The following is a 20,237-nucleotide window of genomic DNA, read 5'->3' as shown; positions in this document are numbered from 1 at the left end:
GTGGTCCCACCTCAGTCCGTTCCGCTGACGACTCGTACATGGGTCTGCCGCGGCGCGGTCGCCAGGCTCCCGGGATCGACGGCGAGGACCATCGGCCCGCCGGCTTCCTGCTCGTCCGTGACGGGCGCGAAGCCCGCGAACCGCAGCGTGACGAGCATGTTGCGATTGGTCTCCGTGGGCACGAAGTGCGCGACGGGCCGACGTCCGCCGGCGGCCGCATCGCGGACCAGATGGTCGAGGAGCACGGTGCCCACCCCTCTGGAGGCGACCCGGCACGACATCAGCATCAGGCGGAGCACCGCGTCGCCCGCGGTGAGTTCGGTCACGGCCAGACCGATGATCCCGTAGTCGCCGAACCTGTCGCGGAGCGCGGCGACCTGCACCCGGTGGGCGTCCGACGCCGCCAGCTGCCTCAGCTCGTCCGCGTCGTACGTCAGGCCCGAGGTGTTGAGCTGGTGTGTCCGTACGGTCAGTTCACTGGCGCGTGACAGGTCGTCCTCGGTGGCGTCCCGTACGGTCATCTCCAGGCCGAGGGAGGCGAGGAAGCCCTGCCGGTCGGCTCCGAACTCCTCCTCGGCCACCTGGCGTCGCCGTTCGGTGCGGTAGAGCTGCCTGCGCCTGCCGGCTTCCTCGGTGACGAACTCCGGCTGGAATTCGGCCAGGTCGGGCAGCGCACCGGCCTGGTCCGCCGGGTAGCAGCGGACCGTGGGCAGCGCGGAGGCCACCTCCGCGCGCTCCACCGGGTCGTTGTCGACGAACGCCACTGTGTCGAGGCCTATGTTGAGTCCTTCCGCGATGCGGCGGACCGCGTCGGACTTGGTGCCCCAGCCGACCTGCACGTCGCAGAACCACTCCTCCAGACCGTGCCGGCCGAGATGCCGCGAGGTGACGGCGTACTCGCCGCGGCTGGCGGCGGCGTGCACGATTCCCCGCTCGTCCAGCGCACGCAGCGTCTTGAGCGCGGAGGGGAAGGGCTCCGGCTCGTCGCCTTCGAGCACGACCCCGTCCCACAGCGTGTCGTCGAGGTCCCACACGAGGCACTTGACGACGGGGGCGACCGGTGCGGCGTCCGCGGCGGCCGTCATGCCCGCACCTCCGCGGCCGGGGAGGCGGGGGCCGGGCCCCTGCCCGCGTGGCGGCGCATCAGCTGCTCCGCGATGTGGAGTTCGGCCACCTGCTGCGCTCCTTCGATGATCTCCATGACCTTCGCGTCCCGGAAGTGCCGCCCGGCACGGCTGTCCGGCTCGCAGCCGGCCGAGCCGAGAACCTGTACGGCGGTGCTGCTCGCGGAGGCGGCGGCCGCGGCGGCGGCGTACTTGGCGACGATGGTCTCCGTCACCGACCCCGGCGCGCCGCCGGACCGGAACTCGGCGGCGCGGCGGGCGAGTTCACGCGCCCCCGCGGTCTCGACCGCGGCCTTCGCAAGCAGTGCCCGTACGGACTGGTGACCGGCGAGTGCCTCGCCTCCCTGCGTGCGGGCGGCCGCGTGCGCGGTGGCGTCCTCGACGCAGGCCTCGGCCATGCCGACGCAGCCCCATGCCACGGTGAACCGTCCGTGGTCGAGCGCGGTGCCCGCGACGTGGGAGAGTCCCAGCCCGGAGGGGGCGACGAGATTGGTCCGCGGTACGCGCACCGCGTCGAGCCCGATGTGGGCGATCTGCGCTGCCCGCATGCCCAGCTGGCCGCCCACGGGCTCCCGGCTGACACCTTCGCGGTCCGCCTCGACGACCACCGCTGCCGGTTTGCCCTTGTCCTGTCCCAGCACCAGGAGCACCTGGGCGACCTGCCCGAAGGTGATCCACTTCTTGTGGCCGGTGACCGTCACATGCTCACCGTCGCCCGCGTCCTCGATCCGGGTGCGGACGGCCGAAAGGGCGCTGCCCGCGGCCTCCTCGGTGGCGGCGAAGCCGGCGGTCAGCTCACCGCCCGCCAGCGCCGGCAGCCACCGGGCACGCTGTTCCCCGGTGCCCCAGCGGTGCAGTGCCGCCGCGACCATCCCCTGCACCGTCACGAGTCCGCGCAGCGCGCTGCACACGCCGCCCAAGTGCGCGCAGATCTCGCCCAGTTCGGCGGGCGTGACGCCCTGCCCGCCGAAGCGCTCCGGGATGCCTGCCCCGAGCAGGCCCGCGGCGGCGGCCTCCTTGAGCACGCCGGCGGGCAGGCCGCCCTCGCGGTCCCAGGCGGCGGCGCGGCCCCGTACCTCCGAGGCGAACCGGGCGGCCTCGGCGACCGCCGGACTCCCCGTTCCCGGTGCCCGGTTCACCGGTTCTCGGTGAACTCGGGCGACCCGGTCTTGCGCTGCACGAACCGGGTGATGCGGTTCGCCGTGCGGAAGCTCTCCAGGTCGAGGTCCTCGACCTCCACGGTCAGGGAGAAGCGGCTCTCGACGAAGGTCACGAGTTCCAGTGCGAAGAGCGAGTCCGCGAGGCCGAGCGCGAAGTAGTCGTCGTCCGGGCCGACCTCGCTGCGCAGCGCCGCCGAGAGGAATTCCGTGATCTCCCGCGTGATGTCGTTCACTGTGCGTGCGCTCCCGTCTCCTGCTGAGGTCCGATCTCGACCAGCAGCACGCTCCAGGCCGCCACCGGGCTCACGTTGATGAGCACGGCGTGGTCTCCCTCGGCGAGGTCCCCGCGCTCCATCGCCGTGTAGAGGTTGAGGAAGACGTCGTTGGGGCCCAGATGCCCGTAGCGCCGCAGGTTCTCCCGGCAGACCGGCATGATGCCGATCCCCAGGGACTCCTCGGTGAAGGTGAAGCCGGCCGCCGAGAGGTTCTGGCTGAGGTGGCCGCGGACGTCGCCGGGTTTCAGCCCGTTGCGCTCCAGCAGCCCGCTCAGCAGACCCGACAGCCTGCCGCGGCTCTCCATCGCGAGCCGGAAGGAGTACGTGGAGGAGTCACGGCACACCTCCCGCCACTCGCCGGCAGGCCGGTCCCGGTATTCCACGTGGAAGAGGTCCCAGTGTTCACCGTTGGTCTCCTGGACGATGTCCAGGAGCCGCACCGGAGCGGGCCCGGGGACGGTGCTGGAGAGCAGCAGCGCCTGGCCGCCGTCGCCGTTCACCGTCACGGGGTGGCGGTAGCGGCCCGTGGTGGCCGGCTTGCTGCCGTGCACGACGAGCACGTCGCCCAAGTCCCGGTCGGCGCACATGAGTCCACGTGCCGCCAGCAGCGCCGGCGTGATGGACACACAGCCCAGGCCGCCCACCGTGAAGGTGACCGCCCTCTCCGCGCCCAGCAGATGCTGCAGCCTGGTCGCCTCGGAGCTGAGCAGCGTCTCAGGAGCACGCGGCTCCACGACGATCAGGGCGCCCAGGTCGCGGGCGGCGACCCCGGCCCGGTCGAGCGCCTCGCGGGCGGCGAGTTCGCCGAGCGCGGTCGCACCCAGGCCGTCGTCCGCCCGTACCGTCTCGATGCCCAGGGCGAGACATGTGCCCCGCTCGCCCGCGCTCAGCGACGCCAGTTCGGGCAGCTCCGGCACCGCGACCGCCGCCTCGGGCACATGCCAGGCGGCGCTCCGCAATGCCACCGGAAACGCGCGTTCTCCCGCGACTTGAGGCGTCACGCATCCTCCCCGAATTCTTCTGGTCGGGCGGGATGCTACAGGGACGGCGCGGCCGGGAGAAGAGCGGAAATCAGAATGGATATTCACCGCGAAAAGGCGCCCGTTCGGCCGCGCTTTCCTGTATTGGAGAGGACTCCGCACGCCGCGGAGGATCGTTCTGGGCGATTTTTCCTGGGAGTTCGCCGAGAATGAACGCTCTGCCCGGATTAAGTCGTTCGCGCAGGCCGGAACCATGCATTCCGGAAAACGGGCGGCACGTATCCGCAGGCGGGGTCACAGGCCGCCGGTCCTTTCACCGGTGCAGACCACTGGCGCCGGTCTCCGGCGAAGGCTCAGGCCCGCCGCGGCAGCCGCACTGCCGCCGCAAACCGGGCCCCACCCGGGCGCGCTGGGCCGCGAGAAGCCCGCGGCGAACGCCGTCAGCCCATCTCCTTCACCAGGTGGGCGGGTCGCATGTCGGTCCAGTTCTCCTCGATGTGATCGAGGCACGCCTGACGGGTGTCCTCGCCGAAGGCGATCGTCCAGCCCTCGGGGATCTCCGCGAACGCGGGCCACAGCGAATTCTGCTTGTCATCGTTGACGAGTACATAGAACGAGCCGTTCTCGTCGTCGAACGGATTGCTCATCAGGTTCTCTCCCCGGTATGCGAGTGGAAAGCCGCTCCCCCACCCTCTCGGCGGTGCATACTCCCGCAGCCACGGACGCCCCGCAAGTATTTCGCGGATGAATGGAACTCTCCCCGCGCTGCAAGGGCGAAAGGGTGATTCACCCGCACAGGGATGATTTCGCCTTCCGATCCGGATTCACGGCCGGGACGACACCCCGGCTGCCCTTCCGGAAACCCCCGGCTTCCGACGTCGCACCTTCCCGCCCCCTGGCACGGGTGTGCCCCGTCCGCGGTCTCCCGCCGGACGGGGCACACGGTCAGCGCTGTTCGGACGGGCCCGGCCGGCCCGTCAGCGCACCCCGAGCTCCCGGAGCACCTTGCGCTGGCCGCCGCTCAGGCGGGTCGGGAAGTACAGGTAACACACGCCGCCCGTACCGGACTTGACCTTGCCGTCCGCGTCCTTGCGCTTGGTGCGCAGCCAGATGTTCTCCCACTGGCGGCGCTTGTAGACACGTCGTACGGCCTCGTTGTCCTCCGAGGCCGGGTCGTTGGCGATGATGTCCCCGTCCCGCGTGAAGCCGATGACGGTCATCAGATGGCCCGCGGTGCCGTAGCCCGCGCCGTCCAGTTCGGACTCGATGAAGGACTGCGAGGTGATGACGGGGATGCCCGCCGCCACCAGACGCTCCACGTCCGTGAGGCTGCCGAGCCGGGTGACCACCGACTCCATGTCACGGTAGGTGGCCGCATAGGCCGCGTTGAAGGGCCAGTTGCCGCAGCCCTCGTACTGGTAGTCGAAGGTGTAGCGGGCCGCGTGGCAGACCTGCGGGTCGCTGAAGTCGGGGTCGACCCACTCCAGGTCCTTCTCCGACGGCTTGCGGCCCCAGTACTCGAGGATCATCTGCGAGGAGGTGGGGCTGCACCAGGCCTCTCCGCCGCCGTCGTACTCCGGGTACCGGCCCTTGTGCACTTCCTGCGAGTAGCGCGGCACCTCCAGCTCGATCCCGCGGCCAGGTCCGGGCTTGGAGGCCGGGACCGTGAAGCGGTCGGGCACGTCCGAACTCATGGCGCTCAGCCGCCACACGGCCGGCTCGGCCCCGCTGGCCAGCGCGCGGTAGAGCGTCAGCCGCACCTGGTACGCCGCCAGCCGCAGCCCGCTGTCCAGCTCGTCGATGGCGAAGGTGTCGGTCCACACACTGGACTTGCCGTCGCTCTGGTCGTCGACGGAAGTGCGCCGCGGCACGTCCTTGCCGTCGCCGGAGGTCCACACGCCCATCGTGTACCAGGGCGTCTTCGTGCCGTCGGAGTAGACGCCGTGGAGTTCGACGCGCAGCCAGGTGCCCTTCGGGGTGTGGGCGTTCCACGAGGTGATGACTTCGCCCGCCGCGAGGCCCGCCGGCCGCAGCGGCGACGTCCACGTGGCGTACTCCCACGTGGCGCTCTCCCCCGTGTGCGGGTCCTTGTACTTCGCCGTGCCCATAGGGGTCTCGAAGACGACGGCGGGACGGCCGCCCCCGGCCACGCGTGTGCCCTCGGCCTTGCCTGCCGCCCAGTCGCTGCGGGTGTTCCAGCTGTGCAGCGAGACCTTCGGCTTGCTGCCTCCCGCTCGCCCGGGCCTGCCGGCCCGTTCCGCGGCGGAAGCCGGCGAGGAGGCCGCCACGGCCGCTGTGGCGACGGCGGCGGCGAGTACGGTGCGGCGCGTGGTGGGTCTGCTGTTCATGGCCATAGATCCCTCAACCTCGGTTCCCATGCGGCAGGTGCGCGTCAGAGTGCCACTATCCCCGCTCCGGCGCCCCCCGGGCCAGCAGTCCGGCCCGACGCACTCACCAATATTGGAGTGGACCAGTGACACGGGGAGGCCGCGGCAGCCCTCGGGCGGTTCCGTACACTGATCCGGTGTCCAGGCCCCGCTCCGTCGCCGCGCTCGCCGCCGGGCTGAGGGCACTTCCCCCGTCGTGCGGGCCCGTCAGGCTGATCGCGGTGGACGGGCATGCCGGATCAGGCAAGACGACCTTCGCCGCCCTGCTCAGCCGAGCCCTCGCCGGTGCTCCCGTACTCCATCTGGACGACCTGGCCAGCCACGACGCCTTCTTCGACTGGACGGACCGGCTTGACGAACAGGTGCTCACCCCGTTGTCGCGGGGCCGCAGCGCCCGCTACACGGCGTACGACTGGACGCGCGCGGCCTTCCCCGACGGCCCGGACGCCACGACCCTGCTGCCTCCCGCGCCCGTGGTCGTGCTGGAGGGCGTCGGCGCGGGACGGCGCGCGCTGCGCCCGCGTCTGGCCTGTCTGCTGTGGATGGACATGGCGGCCGGGGACGCCTGGCGGCGCGGCCGGGAGCGGGACGGCCCGGAACTGAAGGAATTCTGGGAAGCCTGGACGCGCGCGGAGACAGCGCACTTCGCGGAGGACTCCTCGTATTCATCTGCGAATTTCCTGGTGCGCCAGGGAGAGTTGGGATTCCAGGTGCGTGAGGGGCCCGCGGGAGACCGCTGACAGTCCCAACTCCTCACGCTCGGTGACCCGTTGGGGGTTCCAGGACCGTCTTCCGCATGCTGCCTGACAGGGCCGCTTGACCCGGGAGCCTCACAGGAATTACTTTTCCAACAGGCGGTCTGTACAGGTCGCCTGCAGACGCGAAGCCCCCGGTTGTTCCCCCGTGATCGGGGGCTTCGTTCTGCCCGCGTTCCGTTCTGCGCGAATCCCACCGCGGCGGGGTTCACCGTATGTGACCGGACCCGCTCGCAGCGGATTGGCCCCACAGGCCCGCCCCGCACCGCTTGCACCACCCTTCGGCCGGGACGATCCCGCAGGTACGATGCGTAGGGCAGCGGGACATCGGGCAAACCAGGGGCAACGAGCCTCAATTCCCGCCCGGAGTACGGACGTTCGTCCCACACCTCATCCGGCTGCCCAGGCGCCGGGGCTCCGGGGCAGGGGGCCCGGGGACGGATCGGGCGGGCCGTCGGCGGATGACGGGGGACGTTTCGTGGGGGACGTGATGGATTACGGCACGCAGGGCGGCCCGCATCTGCACACCCCTGCCGACCTTGCCTGGCTGCGGGGCGTGGACGCCTACACCGTCGGCCAGTACGCCCAGGCCGAGGAGGAGTTCCACACGGCGGTGCGGCTCGACCCCGGCATGGCCGACGGCTGGCTGGGGCTGCACGCGCTGCGCGCCGACACCGCCACGGCGCTGCTGCGCATGTACCAGAACCGCGGCCGCTTCGGCGAACAGCGCTCCCGGCACGCCCGTAACCTCAACTCCTGGTACTGGCTGGGGTGGTGGGTGCAGCCGGTGCTGGAGAGCGACCGTGATCTGCTGCTGGCGCACGCGTCGCACTGGCTGGACGGACGGCACGTCGCCGAGCTGGACAGGGCGCTCGCGGACTGTCCCCCCGTGGAGACCGACCCTCAGGTGCGGTTCCTCCACGCGTGCCGCGCTTACCTCGCCAAGGACTGGGAGCGCCTGGTGGCGCACACCGAACCTCTCGTCGACGACGCTCTGCTGGGCATAGAGGCGGGGCTGTTCGCGGGGATGGCGCGGGTGCGTCTGGAGATGTACGGGCAGGCGGAACCGCTGCTGGCGGCCGCTCTGATGCGCTGCCGCAGCGAGCAGCCGCAGCGCAAGGAGCTGCGCTACTGGCTCGCACGCGCCCGCGAGGGCACCGGGCGCAGCGCCGCCGCCCTGCCGCTGTACCGCGCGGTGCACCGCATCGACCCGGCGTTCATGGACACGGCCGCGCGGCTCACCACGATCGCCGAGGGCGACGGCCTCGGCGACAACGGCGACCTGGCGGCGGCCGTCACGCTCGCCGGTACCGACACGGGCGCCGGGGGCCGGATGGGACCCGACGGCCTGGAAGGGCTGGACGCCCCCTTCGAGACGGGCACCGAGACGGCGGAGCAGCCCGCCGGCGCAGAGCCCGCCGCAGCGGACGGCGGGCCCGGTGTCACCAAGGGCGCCTCCGGCCTCGACGGGCCGGGCGGTCCCGTCGTGCCCGACCCGGCGGAGAGCGCCGACCCGGACGTCGATCCCGGCGCGGACGCGCTGCGCCTGGAGGACTCGGGCGATCCGGCGGAGCCGGTACGGGTCGACTCCGACGCCGTACGGGACCGGATGGTGCCGCACACCGCCGGCACGGCGGCCGACCGGGTGCTGACCGGGCCCTCCGACCCGGTGCTGCTGGCCCAGGCGCTGGAAGAGCTGGAGCGGATGGTGGGCCTGGAGCCCGTCAAGCGGCAGGTGCGTGCCCTCTCGGCCCAGCTGCACATGGCGCGGCTGCGTGCCGCGCAGGGCCTGCCGGTGCAGCCGCCGAAGCGCCACTTCGTCTTCTCGGGCCCGTCGGGTACGGGCAAGACGACGGTGGCACGCATACTCGGCCGCGCGTTCTACGCGCTGGGACTCTTGGGCGGCGACCATCTCGTGGAGGCCCAACGGGCCGATCTGGTAGGCGAGTTCCTCGGTCAGACGGCCGTGAAGGCCAACGAGCTCATCGACTCGGCCATGGGCGGCGTCCTCTTCGTCGACGAGGCGTACGCCCTGTCCAACTCCGGCTACAGCAAGGGCGACGCGTACGGCGACGAGGCCCTGCAGGTGCTGCTGAAGCGCGCGGAGGACAACCGGGACCAGCTCGTGGTGATCCTCGCCGGCTACCGCGAGGGCATGGACCGGCTGCTGGCCGCCAACCCGGGGCTTTCCTCGCGCTTCACGACGCGCGTCGACTTCCCCAGCTACCGGCCGCTGGAACTGACCGCGATCGGCGAGGTCCTGGCCGCCGAGAACGGCGACGTGTGGGACGAGGAGAGCCTGGAGGAGATGCGCAGCATCAGCGGGCACGTCGTCGACCAGGGCTGGGTCGACGAGCTGGGCAACGGCCGCTTCCTGCGCACTCTGTACGAGAAGAGCTGCGCGTACCGCGACCTGCGGCTCTCCGGCTACCCGGGCACACCGACGCGGGACGATCTGGCCACCCTCCGGCTTCCGGACCTCATGCAGGCGTACGGTGAGGTGCTCTCCGGCCGGGGCCCGGACGGTCCGCGTCCGGACCTGCCGCCTCCGCTGTCCTGACCGGCTCCTCCTCCGCCGCCTCCGTTCCCGCGGCCGCCACTTCCCCCTCCGCCGTACCGGCGGAGGGGGAAGAGACCTCGCTCTCCCCGGTGTCCGCGGTGCCGGCCGCCCCTCCCCCGCTCCGCTGCTGCGGGGGTGCGCCCGCCGACTCGTGCGCCGGGTCGTGCACTTCGCCGACGAGCATCTCCAGCACGTCCTCCAGGGCCACCACTCCCAGCACCCGTCCCGAGGCGTCCGCCACGGCGGCGAGGTGCGAGGCCGCGCCCCGCATCGCGGCGAGGGCGTCGTCCAGGGGGAGTTCGGCACGCAGTGTGGTCATGGCACGCCACAGATGCTGCGGCACGGCGCGGTCGTCCTCGGTGAGGTCGAGTATGTCCTTCACGTGCAGATAGCCCATGAACGCGCCGTCGGGCGCGCAGATCGGGAAGCGCGAGTAGCCCGTGCGCACGGTCAGTTCCTCGACCTGGCGGGGTGTGACGCCGGGGCCCACCGTCACCAGGGACCGGCGGGCGAGGAGCACGTCCGTCACCGCACGGGATCCGAGTTCGAGCGCGTCGGAGAGGCGTTCGTGCTCCTCGTGGTCCAGCAGTCCCGCCTGGCGGGAGTCGGCGAGCAGACGGGTGAGCTGTTCGCTGGTGAACGCGGCCTCCACCTCGTCCCTGGGCTCGACGCGGAAGAGCCGCAGGACGACCTTGGAGCACTCACCGAGCCCCGCCGTCAGCGGCCGGCACAGCCGGGCGAAGGCGACCAGGGCGGGACTCAGCCACAGCGCGGTGCGTTCCGGAGCCGCCATCGCGAGGTTCTTCGGCACCATCTCGCCGATGACGAGATGGCAGACGACTACGACGGCCAGCGCCACGACGTATCCGACGGGGTGGATCAGCGCTTCGGGCAGCCGCACCGCGTCGAAGACGGGCTCCAGCAGATGGGCGATGGTCGGTTCCGCCACGGCGCCGAGCGTCAGCGAGCACACCGTGATGCCGAACTGCGCGGCGGCCATCATCTCCGGCAGGTTCTGCAGGCCCTTCATCACCCGGCGGGCGCGGGCCGATCCGGCCGCCGCGAGCGGTTCGATCTGGCTGCGGCGCACCGAGACCAGCGCGAACTCCGCCCCTACGAAGAATCCGTTGCCGAGCACCAGCAGTGCGGCGAAGAGGAGCTGGAGGGCGCTCACCGCACGATCCTCTCCGCGGGCACGGCCCGGGGGGGCGGTGGCACGCCGCGCCCGTTCTCCCCGGTCCGTACGATCCGGACACGCTCGGCGCGGTGGTGGTCGACGAGCCGGACCCTCAGCTGCCAGTCCGGCCCGCCGGTGCCGCCGGGAAGGTGCGCGGTGTCGCCGGGTGCGGGAATGCGGCCGAGGCGGTCGGCGACGAGGCCCGCAACGGTCTCGTACGGGCCGTCCGGTGCGTCGAGGCCGATGCGGCGCAGCACGTCGACGCGGCAGCCTCCGTCGGCGTCCCAGGCGGGACGGCCCTCCGGGTCGGGCGCGGCGGGGGCGAGCGCCGGCAGGTCGTGCTCGTCGTGCTCGTCGCGTACTTCGCCGACGAGCTCCTCGACGATGTCCTCCAGGGTGACCACTCCCGCCGTACCGCCGTACTCGTCGACGACGACCGCGATGGGCGCCTCGCTGCGCAGACGCTCCAGCAGCGGCTGCACGGGCAGCGTCTCCGGGACCAGCAGAGCGGGGGCGGTGATGTCGTCGACGGGGGTGCGCAGCCGTTCCTGCGCGGGGACGGCCAGGGCGTCCTTGAGGTGCGCGGTGCCGGTGATCTCGTCGAGACGTTCACGGCAGACGGGGAAGCGGGAAAGGCCGGTGGCTCGGGTCAGGTTGACGACGTCCTCCGCCGTGGCGCCGGTCTGCAGCGCGCTCACCCGTACCCGCGGTGTCATCACGTGCTGCGCGGTCAGGCCCGCCAGGGAGAGCGTCCGTACGAAGAGGTCGGCGGTGTCCTGCTCGATGGCTCCCGCCTTCGCGGAGTGCCTGGCGAGCGAGACCAGCTCCCCCGGTGTGCGGGCGGATGCCAGCTCCTCGGCGGGCTGGACGCCGAACGCGCGGACGATGCGGTTGGCGAGGGCGTTGAGCAGCGTGATCACGGGCCGGAACGCGGTGGAGAAGAGCCGCTGCGGCCGGGCGACGAAGCGTGCCACGGCCAGCGGCCGGGAGACGGCCCAGTTCTTCGGCACGAGCTCGCCGATGACCATCTGCACGGCGGAGGCGACGAGCATGCCGATGGTGACGGCCGTACCGTGCACGGCTCCCTCGGGCAGACCCGCGGCCGTCAGCGGAGCGCTCAGCAGATGCGCGAGGGCCGGTTCGCAGAGCATGCCGACCACGAGTGAGGTGATCGTGATGCCGAGCTGTGTGCCGGAGAGCTGGAAGGAGAGCTCACGCAGGGCCGAGGTGACGGCGCGGGCGCGGCGGTCGCCCTCGGCGGCGGCCCGTTCGGCTTCCGGCCGCTCGACCGTGACGAGGCCGAACTCCGCGGCGACGAAGAAGCCGTTGGCGAGGATCAGCACGAACGCGGCGGCGAGGAGTGCGAGCGAAAGGGTCATGCTGTGTCTCCCCGGAGGGCGGGGGACACAGCGCAGGTACTACAGGACGATCCGTCCATCTCTGACGGGGGTCACTCCTCGGGTAGCGGGTCGCGGTGGGGGGCGGCTGGGTCCGCCGTATCGACCAGAGTAAACATGTCCGTGAGGCGCACGGCAGAGGCAACCGGCGGACGAATCGGTTCCGCCCCGGGATCCTCAGCAGGCTGTGACCGCTCCGCAGCGGGGCGTGCCGGGGACACCCGTCAGCGCATCAGCGCACCGTCTCTCCCGTGCCGTGCTTCTCCGCCAGCGCACGCAGCGCGGCGGCGTCGGCGATCGCCCGCTCCCTCGCGATTCCGGGCTGGATGCCCATGGCGGCGAGGCTCGTGCCGTCGGCGAGGTCGAGGCTGACCCAGGGGTCGCCCTGGCGGAGGTTGACGCGCAGCACTTCCGCCCATTCGAGGCGGCGCCTGGTCGTCAGGTTGACGACGGTGACTCCGCTTTCGTCGGCGGTCACATGCGGACGCGACAGCATGAGCAGTACGCCGAGGAAGCACAGCCCCGTGAAGACGAAGGTGACCCGCTCCCCCGGGCCGGCGGACGGCAGCGTCAGCGCGACCACCGTGAGAACGGCGAAGAGCGCGACACCGACGGTGATGAGAACGGCCCGCGTGCGGTTCGGACGGAACGTGACGGGCAGAGCGGGCAGTTCGGACATCCGGATCCTCCTGGGGTGCGCTCGGCGGATCAGAGGCGGCAGGCGTGGATGCCGGTGGTGAGGATGGCGCGGGCGCCCAGCTCGTAGAGGTCGTCCATGATCCGCTGCGCCTCCTTCGTACGCACCATGGAGCGTACGGCGACCCAGCCCTGGTCGTGCAGCGGGGACACGGTGGGCGACTCCAGGCCGGGCGTGAGGGCGACGGCCTGCTCCAGGTGCTCGGCGCGGATGTCGTAGTCCATCATCACGTACCGGCGGGCCACGAGGACGCCCTGCATGCGACGGAGGAACTGGCCGACCTTCGGGTCGTCGCCGGAGGCGTCGGTGCCGCGTACGACCACGGCCTCGGAGTGCAGGATCGGCTCGCTGATGATCTCGAGTCCGGCGTTGCGCAGGGTGCTGCCCGTCTCCACGACGTCGGCGACGACTTCGGCGACGCCGAGCTGGATGGCCGTCTCCACGGCGCCGTCGAGGTGCACGACGGACGCCTCCACGCCGTGTTCGGCGAGGTGGCTGCGGACGATGCCCGCGAAGGACGTGGCCACCGTCATGCCGCCGAACTCGCTGACGTCCTTGGCTGTGCCGGGGCGGGTGGCGTAGCGGAAGGTCGAGCCGGCGAAGCCGAGTTGGAGGATCTCCTCGGCCTGCGCCCCGGAGTCGAGCAGCAGGTCCCGTCCGGTGATGCCGATGTCGAGCTTGCCGGAACCGACGTAGACGGCGATGTCGCGGGGGCGAAGGAAGAAGAACTCGACGTCGTTCTCGCTGTCCGTCAGCACCAGTTCGCGCCGGTCCTTGCGCTGCCTGTAACCGGCCTCATGGAGCATCTCCGCCGCAGGCTCGGAGAGTGAACCCTTGTTGGGGACGGCGATGCGCAGCATGGTGCGGGCTTCCTTTGCTCGGGAGACGTGAAGCAGGTGGGGAGGGCGGGACGGGCGTGCGGCGGGATGTGCGGGGAACCGGGGATCGGAGCCGTGTGCGGGCGTCCGGGCGGCTCAGAGATGAGCGTATACGTCCTCAAGGCTGACGCCGCGGGCGATCATCAGGACCTGCAGATGGTAGAGGAGCTGCGAGATCTCCTCCGCGGTGCGCTCGTCGCCCTCGTACTCGGCCGCCATCCACACCTCGGCGGCCTCCTCGACGATCTTCTTGCCGATGGAGTGCACGCCCTGGGCGGCCAGTTCAGCCGTGCGCGAGGTGATGGGGTCGCCGTTGGCGGCCTTGTCCTGGAGCTCGGCGAAGAGCTCCTCGAATGTCTTGTTCGCCATGGTGTTCCCAACTCTACGTGGAGGTGCGGCGGCCTCCTGCGCCCGGGTCGGCCGGTCCGCTCACACCACGGAGCGCAGCGCGGCCGCCGTCGCCACGGCGGCGGTCGTGGCCTCGTGTCCCTTGTCCTCGGAGGAACCCTCCAGCCCGGCGCGGTCGAGGGCCTGTTCCTCGTTGTCACAGGTGAGGACCCCGAAGCCGACGGGGACGCCGGTCTCGACGCCGACCTGGGTCAGGCCCTGGGTGACCCCCTGGCAGACGTAGTCGAAGTGCGGCGTACCGCCGCGGATGACGACGCCGAGTGCGACGACCGCGTCATAGCCTGCCCGGGCCAGAGCCCTGGCCGCGACGGGCAGTTCGAAGCTGCCGGGGACGCGCAGCAGTGCCGGTTCGCCGGTGCCCAGCTCACGTGCGGCCCGCATGGCGCCGGCCACGAGACCGGCCATCACGGTGTCGTGCCACTGCGCCGCGACCACCGCCACGCGCAGATCGCCGCACTCCTGCACGCTCACTTCGGGAGAGCCCTTGCCGCTCACGTTCTCGCTCCTTGCCTCATCCGCTGTCGTCTCTGTGCCGTCGACGCCGTTGACGTGTCGGCGTCGTCGCCGTCGCCGTCAGGCGTTCACTGGTTGCCGCAGGGCGAGGCGGGCTGCGCCTCCAGCCACGGCAGGTCGTGGCCCATGCGGTCGCGCTTGGTCCGCAGGTAGTGCAGGTTGTGCTCGCCGGCCTCGACGGGCATGACCACCCGTTCCGCGACGCGGAGCCCGCAGCGGTCGAGCGCCTCGGACTTCTCCGGGTTGTTGGTCATCAGCCGCACGGACCGCACGCCCAGGTCGTGGAGCATCCGCGCGGCGGCCGCGTAGTCGCGGGCGTCGGCGGGCAGCCCCAGTTCGAGGTTGGCGTCGAGGGTGTCGCGGCCGCGCTCCTGCAGCTCGTACGCGCGCAGCTTGGACAGCAGCCCGATTCCGCGGCCCTCGTGGCCGCGCAGGTACACCACCACGCCGCGGCCCTCGGCCTGCACCCGCTCCAGGGACGCCTCCAGCTGCAGGCCGCAGTCGCAGCGCAGCGAGCCGAAGACGTCGCCGGTCAGGCACTCGGAGTGGACCCGCACCAGCACGTCCTCCCCGCCGGCGTCCGAGACGTCTCCCGCGACCAGGGCGATGTGCTCGACGCCGTCGGCCGTGGAGCGGTAGCCGTACGCCCGGAAGTCGCCGTGGCGGGTGGGCAGCCGGGTGACGGCCTCACGCCGTACGAGGGCCTCGTCGGGAAGGACGACGGGCTCGGGTTCCTCACGCCGGAGGCCGGGGCGGGCCTCGCGGTAGGCGATGAGGTCCTCGATGGAGATCACCGCGAGGCCGTGCTTGCGGGCGAAGGGGACGAGTTCGGGCAGGCGCAGCATCGTGCCGTCCTCCCCGGCGATCTCGACGATGGCGGCCGCGGGACGCAGCCCGGCCAGCCGCGCCAGGTCGACCCCGGCCTCGGTGTGCCCGGCCCGTGCCAGGACGCCGCCGGGCTTGGCGCGCAGCGGGAAGGCGTGCCCGGGCCGTACGAAGTCCGACGGGACGGCCTCCGGATCGGCCAGCAGCCGGATGGTGGTGGCGCGGTCGGCGGCGGAAATCCCGGTGGTGACGCCGTGCTGGGGGACCGCGTCGACGGAGACGGTGAATGCCGTGCCCATCGCCTCGGAGTTCCGCTCGACCATCTGCGGCAGGTCCAGCCGGTCCAGGTCGGCGGCTTCCATGGGTGTGCAGATCAGGCCCCGGCACTCGCTCATCATGAAGGCGACGACCTCCGGGGTGATCCGCTCGGCGGCGACGATCAGATCGCCCTCGTTCTCCCGGTTCTCGTCGTCGACGACCACGACGGGCCGTCCGAGGGCCATGTCGGCTATGGCGCGCTCGACGGGATCGAGGGTGAAGTCGTCGGGGCTGCGCTCCGGGAGCCGGGGTGTCCCGGCGGCTTCGCCGTCCGCGTCCGCGTACCAGCCGGTTGTGGCTGCGCTCATGCCTGCGCCTCCTCGGGGCGGCCCGCTCGGGCCGGTTGTTCCGGGCAGCGGCCCGGCGGCACTGCCGGGCCCGTTCATGGACGTGCTCCTTCGGCGGCGGACTCCCGCTGTGCGGAGGCCGCGGGCGCGGCCGTGCGGGTCCTGCGCCACCAGCTGCGCATGCCCCACAGCACGAGCACGAGGTAGACGACGTAGACCAGTCCGGAGAAGGGAAGCCCGCTGCTGAAGGCCAGCGGGACGCCGACGATGTCGACCAGCAGCCAGGCGAACCAGAACTCCACGAGGCCGCGCGCCTGTGCGGTCATCGCCGCGAGGGTGCCGACGAAGATGTAGGCGTCGGGCCAGGGGTTCCACGACAGCTCCGGCACGAGGGTGAACAGCCCGCCGACGGCCAGGGTGCCGAGCACGGTGCCTGCCAGCAGCACGCCCCGTTCACGTGCGGTCGCGAAGCGCACCGTGATCGCGCCGTCCTCGGCCGAGCGGTTGCCGCGTCGCCACTGGTGCCAGCCCCAGAGCGCGACGAGCACGACCAGGAGCTGCTTGCCGACTCCGCCCGCGAGCTGCGCCGAGTAGTAGGCGCAGACGAGCACGGCGCCGGCCAGCACCTGCACGGGCCAGGTGAGGACGGAGCGGCGCCAGCCCAGCGCGAGAGCGGCCAGGCCGATGACGTTGCCGATCAGGTCGGAGTAGATGACGTGCTGGCCGAAGGCCGTGAACGCCTCGTCGTTGAGCATCCCCAGGGCGTTCACCGGAGGGCTTCCCTCGCGCCGGCGGCGCCTTCGTCCGCCGCGGCCGCCCGCACATGAGCGCCGGCGACGCCCGCAGGCGTGTCCCCGCCGTGGGTGAGAAGCCGCTCCACGTACTTGGCCAGTACGTCGACCTCGAGGTTGACCGGGTCTCCGGGCTGCTTGACGCCCAGCGTGGTCAGCTCCAGCGTGGTCGGGATCAGGCTGACGGTGAAGTGTTCCCCGCCGGCCTCGACGACGGTGAGGCTGACACCGTCGACGGTGACGGACCCCTTCTCGACGATGTACTTGGCAAGCCCCGGCGGCAGCTGGACCCGTACGGTCCCGTCCCCGGTCCGCTCCACGAGAGTGCCGGTCCCGTCGACGTGGCCCTGGACGAGGTGGCCGTCGAGCCTGCCGCCCAGCGCCATGGGGCGCTCCAGGTTGACGCGGGAGCCTGCGGTGAGGGCGCCGAGGCTGGAGCGGGCGAGGGTCTCACCGATGACGTCGGCGGTGAACTCGCCTCCGGACGCCTCGACCACGGTGAGGCAGACGCCGTTGACGGCGATCGACTGGCCGTGCCGCACCCCTTCGGTGACGACGGGGCCGCGCAGACGGAAGCGGGCCGCACCGGGCAGCTCCTCCACGGCGACGACTTCGCCCAGTTCTTCGACGATTCCGGTGAACACTCAGGACTCCTCAGTCGCAGCGGTGGAAGCGGTGGCGGCGGCGGAAACGCCGGTCGCGGCGGCTCGTGCGGCGGTCGCCGGGACGGCGGTGACGCGCAAGTCGGGGCCTACGCGGACGGTTTCGGTCACTTTCAGCCGCAACGCCTGCGCGATGGTGGCGATTCCGGCGTCGCCGAGCGCAGCCGGCCCGGCCCCCAGCAGCACTGGCGCGACATAGCCGATGACCTCGTCGACGGCCCCGGCCCGTACGAAGGACCCGGCCAGCGTCGGGCCGCCTTCCAGGAGCACCGAGCGCACCTCGCGTGCGTACAGCTCCCCCAGGAGTGCCGCCAGGTCGACTCCCGGCCGGCCGCCCCCGGCGCGTGGCAGCCTCAACAGCTCGGCGGCGCCTTCGAGTTCGTCCGCGCCCGCGTCCTGCGCGACGGCGACGAGCGTGGGCGCGGCCGTGTCGAGGACGCGGGCGCCGGGCCGCAGAACGGCGGCCTCGGTGTCGATGACGACGCGCAGCGGCTGCACCGCTCCGGACACGCCGCGCACGGCGAGGTGCGGATCGTCGGCGCGCGCCGTGCCGGAGCCGACGAGCACGGCGTCGGTGCGGGCCCGCAGCCGGTGGACGTCGGCGCGGGCCTCGTCGGAGGTGATCCAGCGGCTGGAGCCGTCGGCGGCGGCGATGCGCCCGTCGAGCGTCGCGGCGTACTTCCAGATGACGTACGGGCGCCGCAGCCGCACCGAGGTGAGCCACGCGGCGTTGCCCGCCGCCGCCTCGTCGGCCAGCAGCCCCCGTACGACGTCGATGCCCGCTCCGGCGAGCCGGCTCGCCCCGCCGGGCGCGGAGGGGTCGGCGACGGCGTAGACGACGCGGGCGATGCCTGCCTCGATGAGCGCTTGCGTACAGGGGCCCGTACGGCCGGTTCGGTCGCAGGGTTCGAGGGTGACGACCGCGGTGCCGCCGCGTGCGTCGTCCCCCGCCTCGGCCAGGGCGTGGATCTCGGCGTGCGGGCCGCCTGCGCGCTGGTGCCAGCCCTCTCCGACGGGATAGCCCTCGGAGCTGAGGACGACGCAGCCCACCACGGGGTTCGGGCTGGTGGAACCGAGACCACGTGCGGCGAGTTCGACGGCGCGGCGCATGGCGGCCCGTTCGGCCGGTTCGGCGGACGGGGCTGACACTGCGGCTGCTGCGTCGCTGGCCACCGGGTCTCTCCTGCCTCTTCGGGCACGGACTCCGGGGCGCTTCGGGATGTGTACGGGCTCGTCGGGGCCGGGACACCGCGGAAAGGACGGGGCGCCTCCGTGCGGTGCACGGCAGCGTCCGCCGGCAAGGGCGGTGTACCGGTCTCGGCCCGCCGCGCACTGCCTCCCATCCGGACTTTCACCGTCGGTCCAGGAATTCCACCTGGTCAACCGGCCGCTGGAGGCGACCGGGTCGCGGACTGTAACCGCCGGTTCGGACTTTCACCGACCCCGGAGTGCGCTGACGTCACTGGTACGCCCCCAGTCTGCCACGGCACCGCCCCGGCCATGCCGGGGTGCCCTGTGGGCTCACTCACAGTGCGTGCACGCGGAGAGGCCGGGCGGGTGCGAGGGCTTTCAGCCGCTTGCAAAAGCCTTGCGAAAACCCCTTGTTCGGGTGCGTACGACCCCCCGTACAGTGGCCCGGATCGCGCAGGCCGCACGGTACGGACACGGTGCGCGGAGCGCTCAAGGCACAAGCGGAGCGCTGAAGGCACAAATGGCGGCGCAGCGGAGAGACACATACGTACAGCCCGGAGGGTCCCGCACATGCAGCAGACCGCCCCCGACGGCGCCACCCGCCGGGCACGGCGCGCGATCTCCGTCGTCTTCGCCGTGCACGGCGGTGTGAGCGGCAGCTTCGCGACCGCCATTCCGTGGATCCGTGAGCACCTCCAACTCGGGCACGGCTGGCTGGGGATGGCGCTGGTCTTCCTCACGGTCGGTGCGTCCGCCGCCATGCCGCTCTCCGCGCGCCTCGCCCACCGCTACGGGCCGCGCCGTTCACTGGTGTGGCTGTCGCTGATGTGCTGTGCCGGTGTGGCGCTGCCCGCTCTTTCGCCCTCGCTGGTGTGGCTGTGCGTGATCCTCTTCGTGTACGGGTGCGGCCTCGGCCTGATGGACGTGGCGATGAACGCGCACGGGGTGCAGATCGAGGAGCGGTACGGGCGCTCGGTCATGTCCGGACTGCACGGCATGTGGAGCGTCGGCACGCTGCTGGGAGGCGCGGGCGGTGCCCTCGCGGCGCACAGCGGTCTCGACGGACGGATCCATCTGGGGCTGGTGGCCCCGTTGATGGCGGTCACGGCGCTCGTCGCATCCCGCTGGGTGCTGGACGTTCCGGAGCAGAGCAAGGCCGCCGGGCAGGACGGGGACGCAGCGGACGCGGCCAGTGCGGCGGAGGAGCCGCCGCGGTTCGCGCTGCCGAGCCGCGCCGCCCTCACCGTCGGGCTCATGGGCTTCTTCGCGGTCTTCGCTGAGGGCGCGTCGATGGACTGGTCCGCCATCTATCTGCGGGATGTGGTGGACGCCGATCCGGGCCTGGCCGCCTCGGCGTTCACCGCCTTCGCCTGCACGATGGCCGTCGCCCGCCTCCTCGGGGACGCGGTGGTCCGGCGTCTGGGGCCGGTGAGGACGGTACGGGCCAGCGGTGTCACGGCGGCAGCGGGCGGGGTCCTGGTGGCTTTCGCCTCCACCCCGGCGCTGGCGATCACCGGGTTCGCGCTGATCGGGGTCGGCGTCGCGGTGGTCGTCCCGCTGTGCTTCGCCGCCGCCGGCCGCATACCCTCGTCCTCGCCGGGCCAGGAGATCGCGGGTGTCGCCACGCTCGCCTACGCGTCGGGCCTGGCGGCCCCCGCCGCCGTCGGCTGGATAGCGGAAGCCACGTCGCTGTCCGCGTCGTTCGGCCTGGTCACCGTGCTGCTGTTCGGGCTCGTGGTGGGTGCGGGTGTGCTGCGTCAGGAGGGGCGTACGACGGTTTCGGCAACCGCCGGCGACTCCCCCGCCGTCCCGGAAGGGCGTCCGGCCTCCGCTCCTGAAACCCCCTGACCCC

Annotated in this window: 19 protein-coding genes and 1 riboswitch; of the genes, 3 read left to right on the top strand and 16 right to left on the bottom strand. The window is 72.1% G+C overall.

Features of this window, described 5'->3' with window-relative positions; genetic code table 11:
* Nucleotides 1–11 precede the first annotated feature (11 nt).
* The 6 genes from AN215_RS06890 to AN215_RS06865 form a co-directional block, all read right to left on the bottom strand.
* Nucleotides 12–1,085 (bottom strand): HAD-IIIC family phosphatase, encoded by a 1,074-nt coding sequence (locus AN215_RS06890; protein ID WP_070009641.1) that lies wholly within the window; start codon nucleotides 1,083–1,085, stop codon nucleotides 12–14.
* Nucleotides 1,082–2,263 carry an acyl-CoA dehydrogenase family protein gene (locus tag AN215_RS06885; RefSeq protein ID WP_070009642.1) on the bottom strand — a complete coding sequence of 394 codons (1,182 nt, stop codon included), beginning with the start codon at nucleotides 2,261–2,263 and terminating at the stop codon, nucleotides 1,082–1,084. Before AN215_RS06885 ends, AN215_RS06890 begins: the two co-directional genes overlap by 4 nt.
* Nucleotides 2,260–2,517: an acyl carrier protein gene (locus AN215_RS06880; protein WP_070009643.1), complete on the bottom strand. Its 258-nt coding sequence runs from the start codon at nucleotides 2,515–2,517 to the stop codon at nucleotides 2,260–2,262. The genes AN215_RS06885 and AN215_RS06880 overlap by 4 nt, the downstream gene beginning before the upstream one ends.
* A complete protein-coding gene (locus AN215_RS06875) occupies nucleotides 2,514–3,560 on the bottom strand; it encodes a 3-oxoacyl-ACP synthase (protein WP_338057907.1) in 1,047 nt (348 codons plus the stop codon). Before AN215_RS06875 ends, AN215_RS06880 begins: the two co-directional genes overlap by 4 nt.
* A gap of 419 nt (nucleotides 3,561–3,979) precedes the next feature.
* The gene (locus AN215_RS06870) at nucleotides 3,980–4,186 is read right to left on the bottom strand and encodes an MbtH family protein (RefSeq protein ID WP_070009644.1); all 207 of its coding nucleotides are present in this window, start codon (nucleotides 4,184–4,186) and stop codon (nucleotides 3,980–3,982) included.
* 330 nt (nucleotides 4,187–4,516) lie between these two features.
* Nucleotides 4,517–5,887, bottom strand: coding sequence for a C39 family peptidase (locus AN215_RS06865; RefSeq protein ID WP_070009852.1), 1,371 nt, complete (start codon nucleotides 5,885–5,887; stop codon nucleotides 4,517–4,519).
* 176 nt (nucleotides 5,888–6,063) lie between these two features.
* Here AN215_RS06865 and AN215_RS06860 point away from each other — a divergent pair, with 176 nt between their 5' ends.
* Together AN215_RS06860 and AN215_RS06855 are read left to right on the top strand one after the other, a co-directional pair.
* Nucleotides 6,064–6,666 carry a uridine kinase family protein gene (locus tag AN215_RS06860; RefSeq protein WP_070009645.1) on the top strand — a complete coding sequence of 201 codons (603 nt, stop codon included), beginning with the start codon at nucleotides 6,064–6,066 and terminating at the stop codon, nucleotides 6,664–6,666.
* A gap of 505 nt (nucleotides 6,667–7,171) precedes the next feature.
* Nucleotides 7,172–9,241, top strand: coding sequence for an AAA family ATPase (locus AN215_RS06855; RefSeq protein WP_070009646.1), 2,070 nt, complete (start codon nucleotides 7,172–7,174; stop codon nucleotides 9,239–9,241).
* On the opposite strand, the gene AN215_RS06850 is transcribed toward AN215_RS06855, so the two are convergent.
* From AN215_RS06850 to ribD, 10 genes are all read right to left on the bottom strand, one after another.
* Nucleotides 9,162–10,415, bottom strand: a complete 1,254-nt coding sequence (locus AN215_RS06850) for a hemolysin family protein (RefSeq protein ID WP_070009647.1) — start codon at nucleotides 10,413–10,415, stop codon at nucleotides 9,162–9,164. The genes AN215_RS06855 and AN215_RS06850 overlap by 80 nt on opposite strands.
* On the bottom strand, nucleotides 10,412–11,797 hold the full coding sequence (locus AN215_RS06845) for a hemolysin family protein (RefSeq protein ID WP_070009648.1): 1,386 nt from the start codon (nucleotides 11,795–11,797) through the stop codon (nucleotides 10,412–10,414). The genes AN215_RS06850 and AN215_RS06845 overlap by 4 nt, the downstream gene beginning before the upstream one ends.
* A 250-nt stretch (nucleotides 11,798–12,047) precedes the next feature.
* Nucleotides 12,048–12,494, bottom strand: a complete 447-nt coding sequence (locus AN215_RS06840; protein WP_070009649.1) for a PH domain-containing protein — start codon at nucleotides 12,492–12,494, stop codon at nucleotides 12,048–12,050.
* A gap of 29 nt (nucleotides 12,495–12,523) precedes the next feature.
* Nucleotides 12,524–13,372, bottom strand: a complete 849-nt coding sequence (gene hisG, locus AN215_RS06835) for an ATP phosphoribosyltransferase (protein ID WP_070009650.1) — start codon at nucleotides 13,370–13,372, stop codon at nucleotides 12,524–12,526.
* 114 nt (nucleotides 13,373–13,486) lie between these two features.
* The gene (locus AN215_RS06830) at nucleotides 13,487–13,759 is read right to left on the bottom strand and encodes a phosphoribosyl-ATP diphosphatase (RefSeq protein WP_070009651.1); all 273 of its coding nucleotides are present in this window, start codon (nucleotides 13,757–13,759) and stop codon (nucleotides 13,487–13,489) included.
* 60 nt (nucleotides 13,760–13,819) lie between these two features.
* Nucleotides 13,820–14,293 carry a 6,7-dimethyl-8-ribityllumazine synthase gene (gene ribH / locus AN215_RS06825; RefSeq protein WP_070009652.1) on the bottom strand — a complete coding sequence of 158 codons (474 nt, stop codon included), beginning with the start codon at nucleotides 14,291–14,293 and terminating at the stop codon, nucleotides 13,820–13,822.
* 86 nt (nucleotides 14,294–14,379) lie between these two features.
* Nucleotides 14,380–15,762 (bottom strand): bifunctional 3,4-dihydroxy-2-butanone-4-phosphate synthase/GTP cyclohydrolase II, encoded by a 1,383-nt coding sequence (locus AN215_RS06820; protein ID WP_070009653.1) that lies wholly within the window; start codon nucleotides 15,760–15,762, stop codon nucleotides 14,380–14,382.
* 74 nt (nucleotides 15,763–15,836) lie between these two features.
* Nucleotides 15,837–16,496, bottom strand: a complete 660-nt coding sequence (gene pnuC / locus AN215_RS06815; protein WP_420856116.1) for a nicotinamide riboside transporter PnuC — start codon at nucleotides 16,494–16,496, stop codon at nucleotides 15,837–15,839.
* A gap of 11 nt (nucleotides 16,497–16,507) precedes the next feature.
* Nucleotides 16,508–17,176 carry a riboflavin synthase gene (locus tag AN215_RS06810; protein WP_079122755.1) on the bottom strand — a complete coding sequence of 223 codons (669 nt, stop codon included), beginning with the start codon at nucleotides 17,174–17,176 and terminating at the stop codon, nucleotides 16,508–16,510.
* Nucleotides 17,177–18,304 carry a bifunctional diaminohydroxyphosphoribosylaminopyrimidine deaminase/5-amino-6-(5-phosphoribosylamino)uracil reductase RibD gene (gene ribD, locus AN215_RS06805; protein ID WP_070009853.1) on the bottom strand — a complete coding sequence of 376 codons (1,128 nt, stop codon included), beginning with the start codon at nucleotides 18,302–18,304 and terminating at the stop codon, nucleotides 17,177–17,179. It lies immediately after the preceding gene.
* 215 nt (nucleotides 18,305–18,519) lie between these two features.
* Nucleotides 18,520–18,650: riboswitch (FMN riboswitch) on the bottom strand.
* Between the two features lie 305 nt (nucleotides 18,651–18,955).
* Here ribD and AN215_RS06800 point away from each other — a divergent pair.
* The gene (locus AN215_RS06800; protein ID WP_070009655.1) at nucleotides 18,956–20,233 is read left to right on the top strand and encodes an MFS transporter; all 1,278 of its coding nucleotides are present in this window, start codon (nucleotides 18,956–18,958) and stop codon (nucleotides 20,231–20,233) included.
* Nucleotides 20,234–20,237: the final 4 nt, after the last annotated feature.

The organism is Streptomyces abyssalis (genome assembly GCF_001751365.1).
GTDB classification, from domain to species: Bacteria; Actinomycetota; Actinomycetes; order Streptomycetales; family Streptomycetaceae; genus Streptomyces; species Streptomyces abyssalis.
The sequence above is the reverse complement of the archived record's forward strand: the minus strand, read 5'-3'. Positions and strand labels throughout refer to the sequence as shown.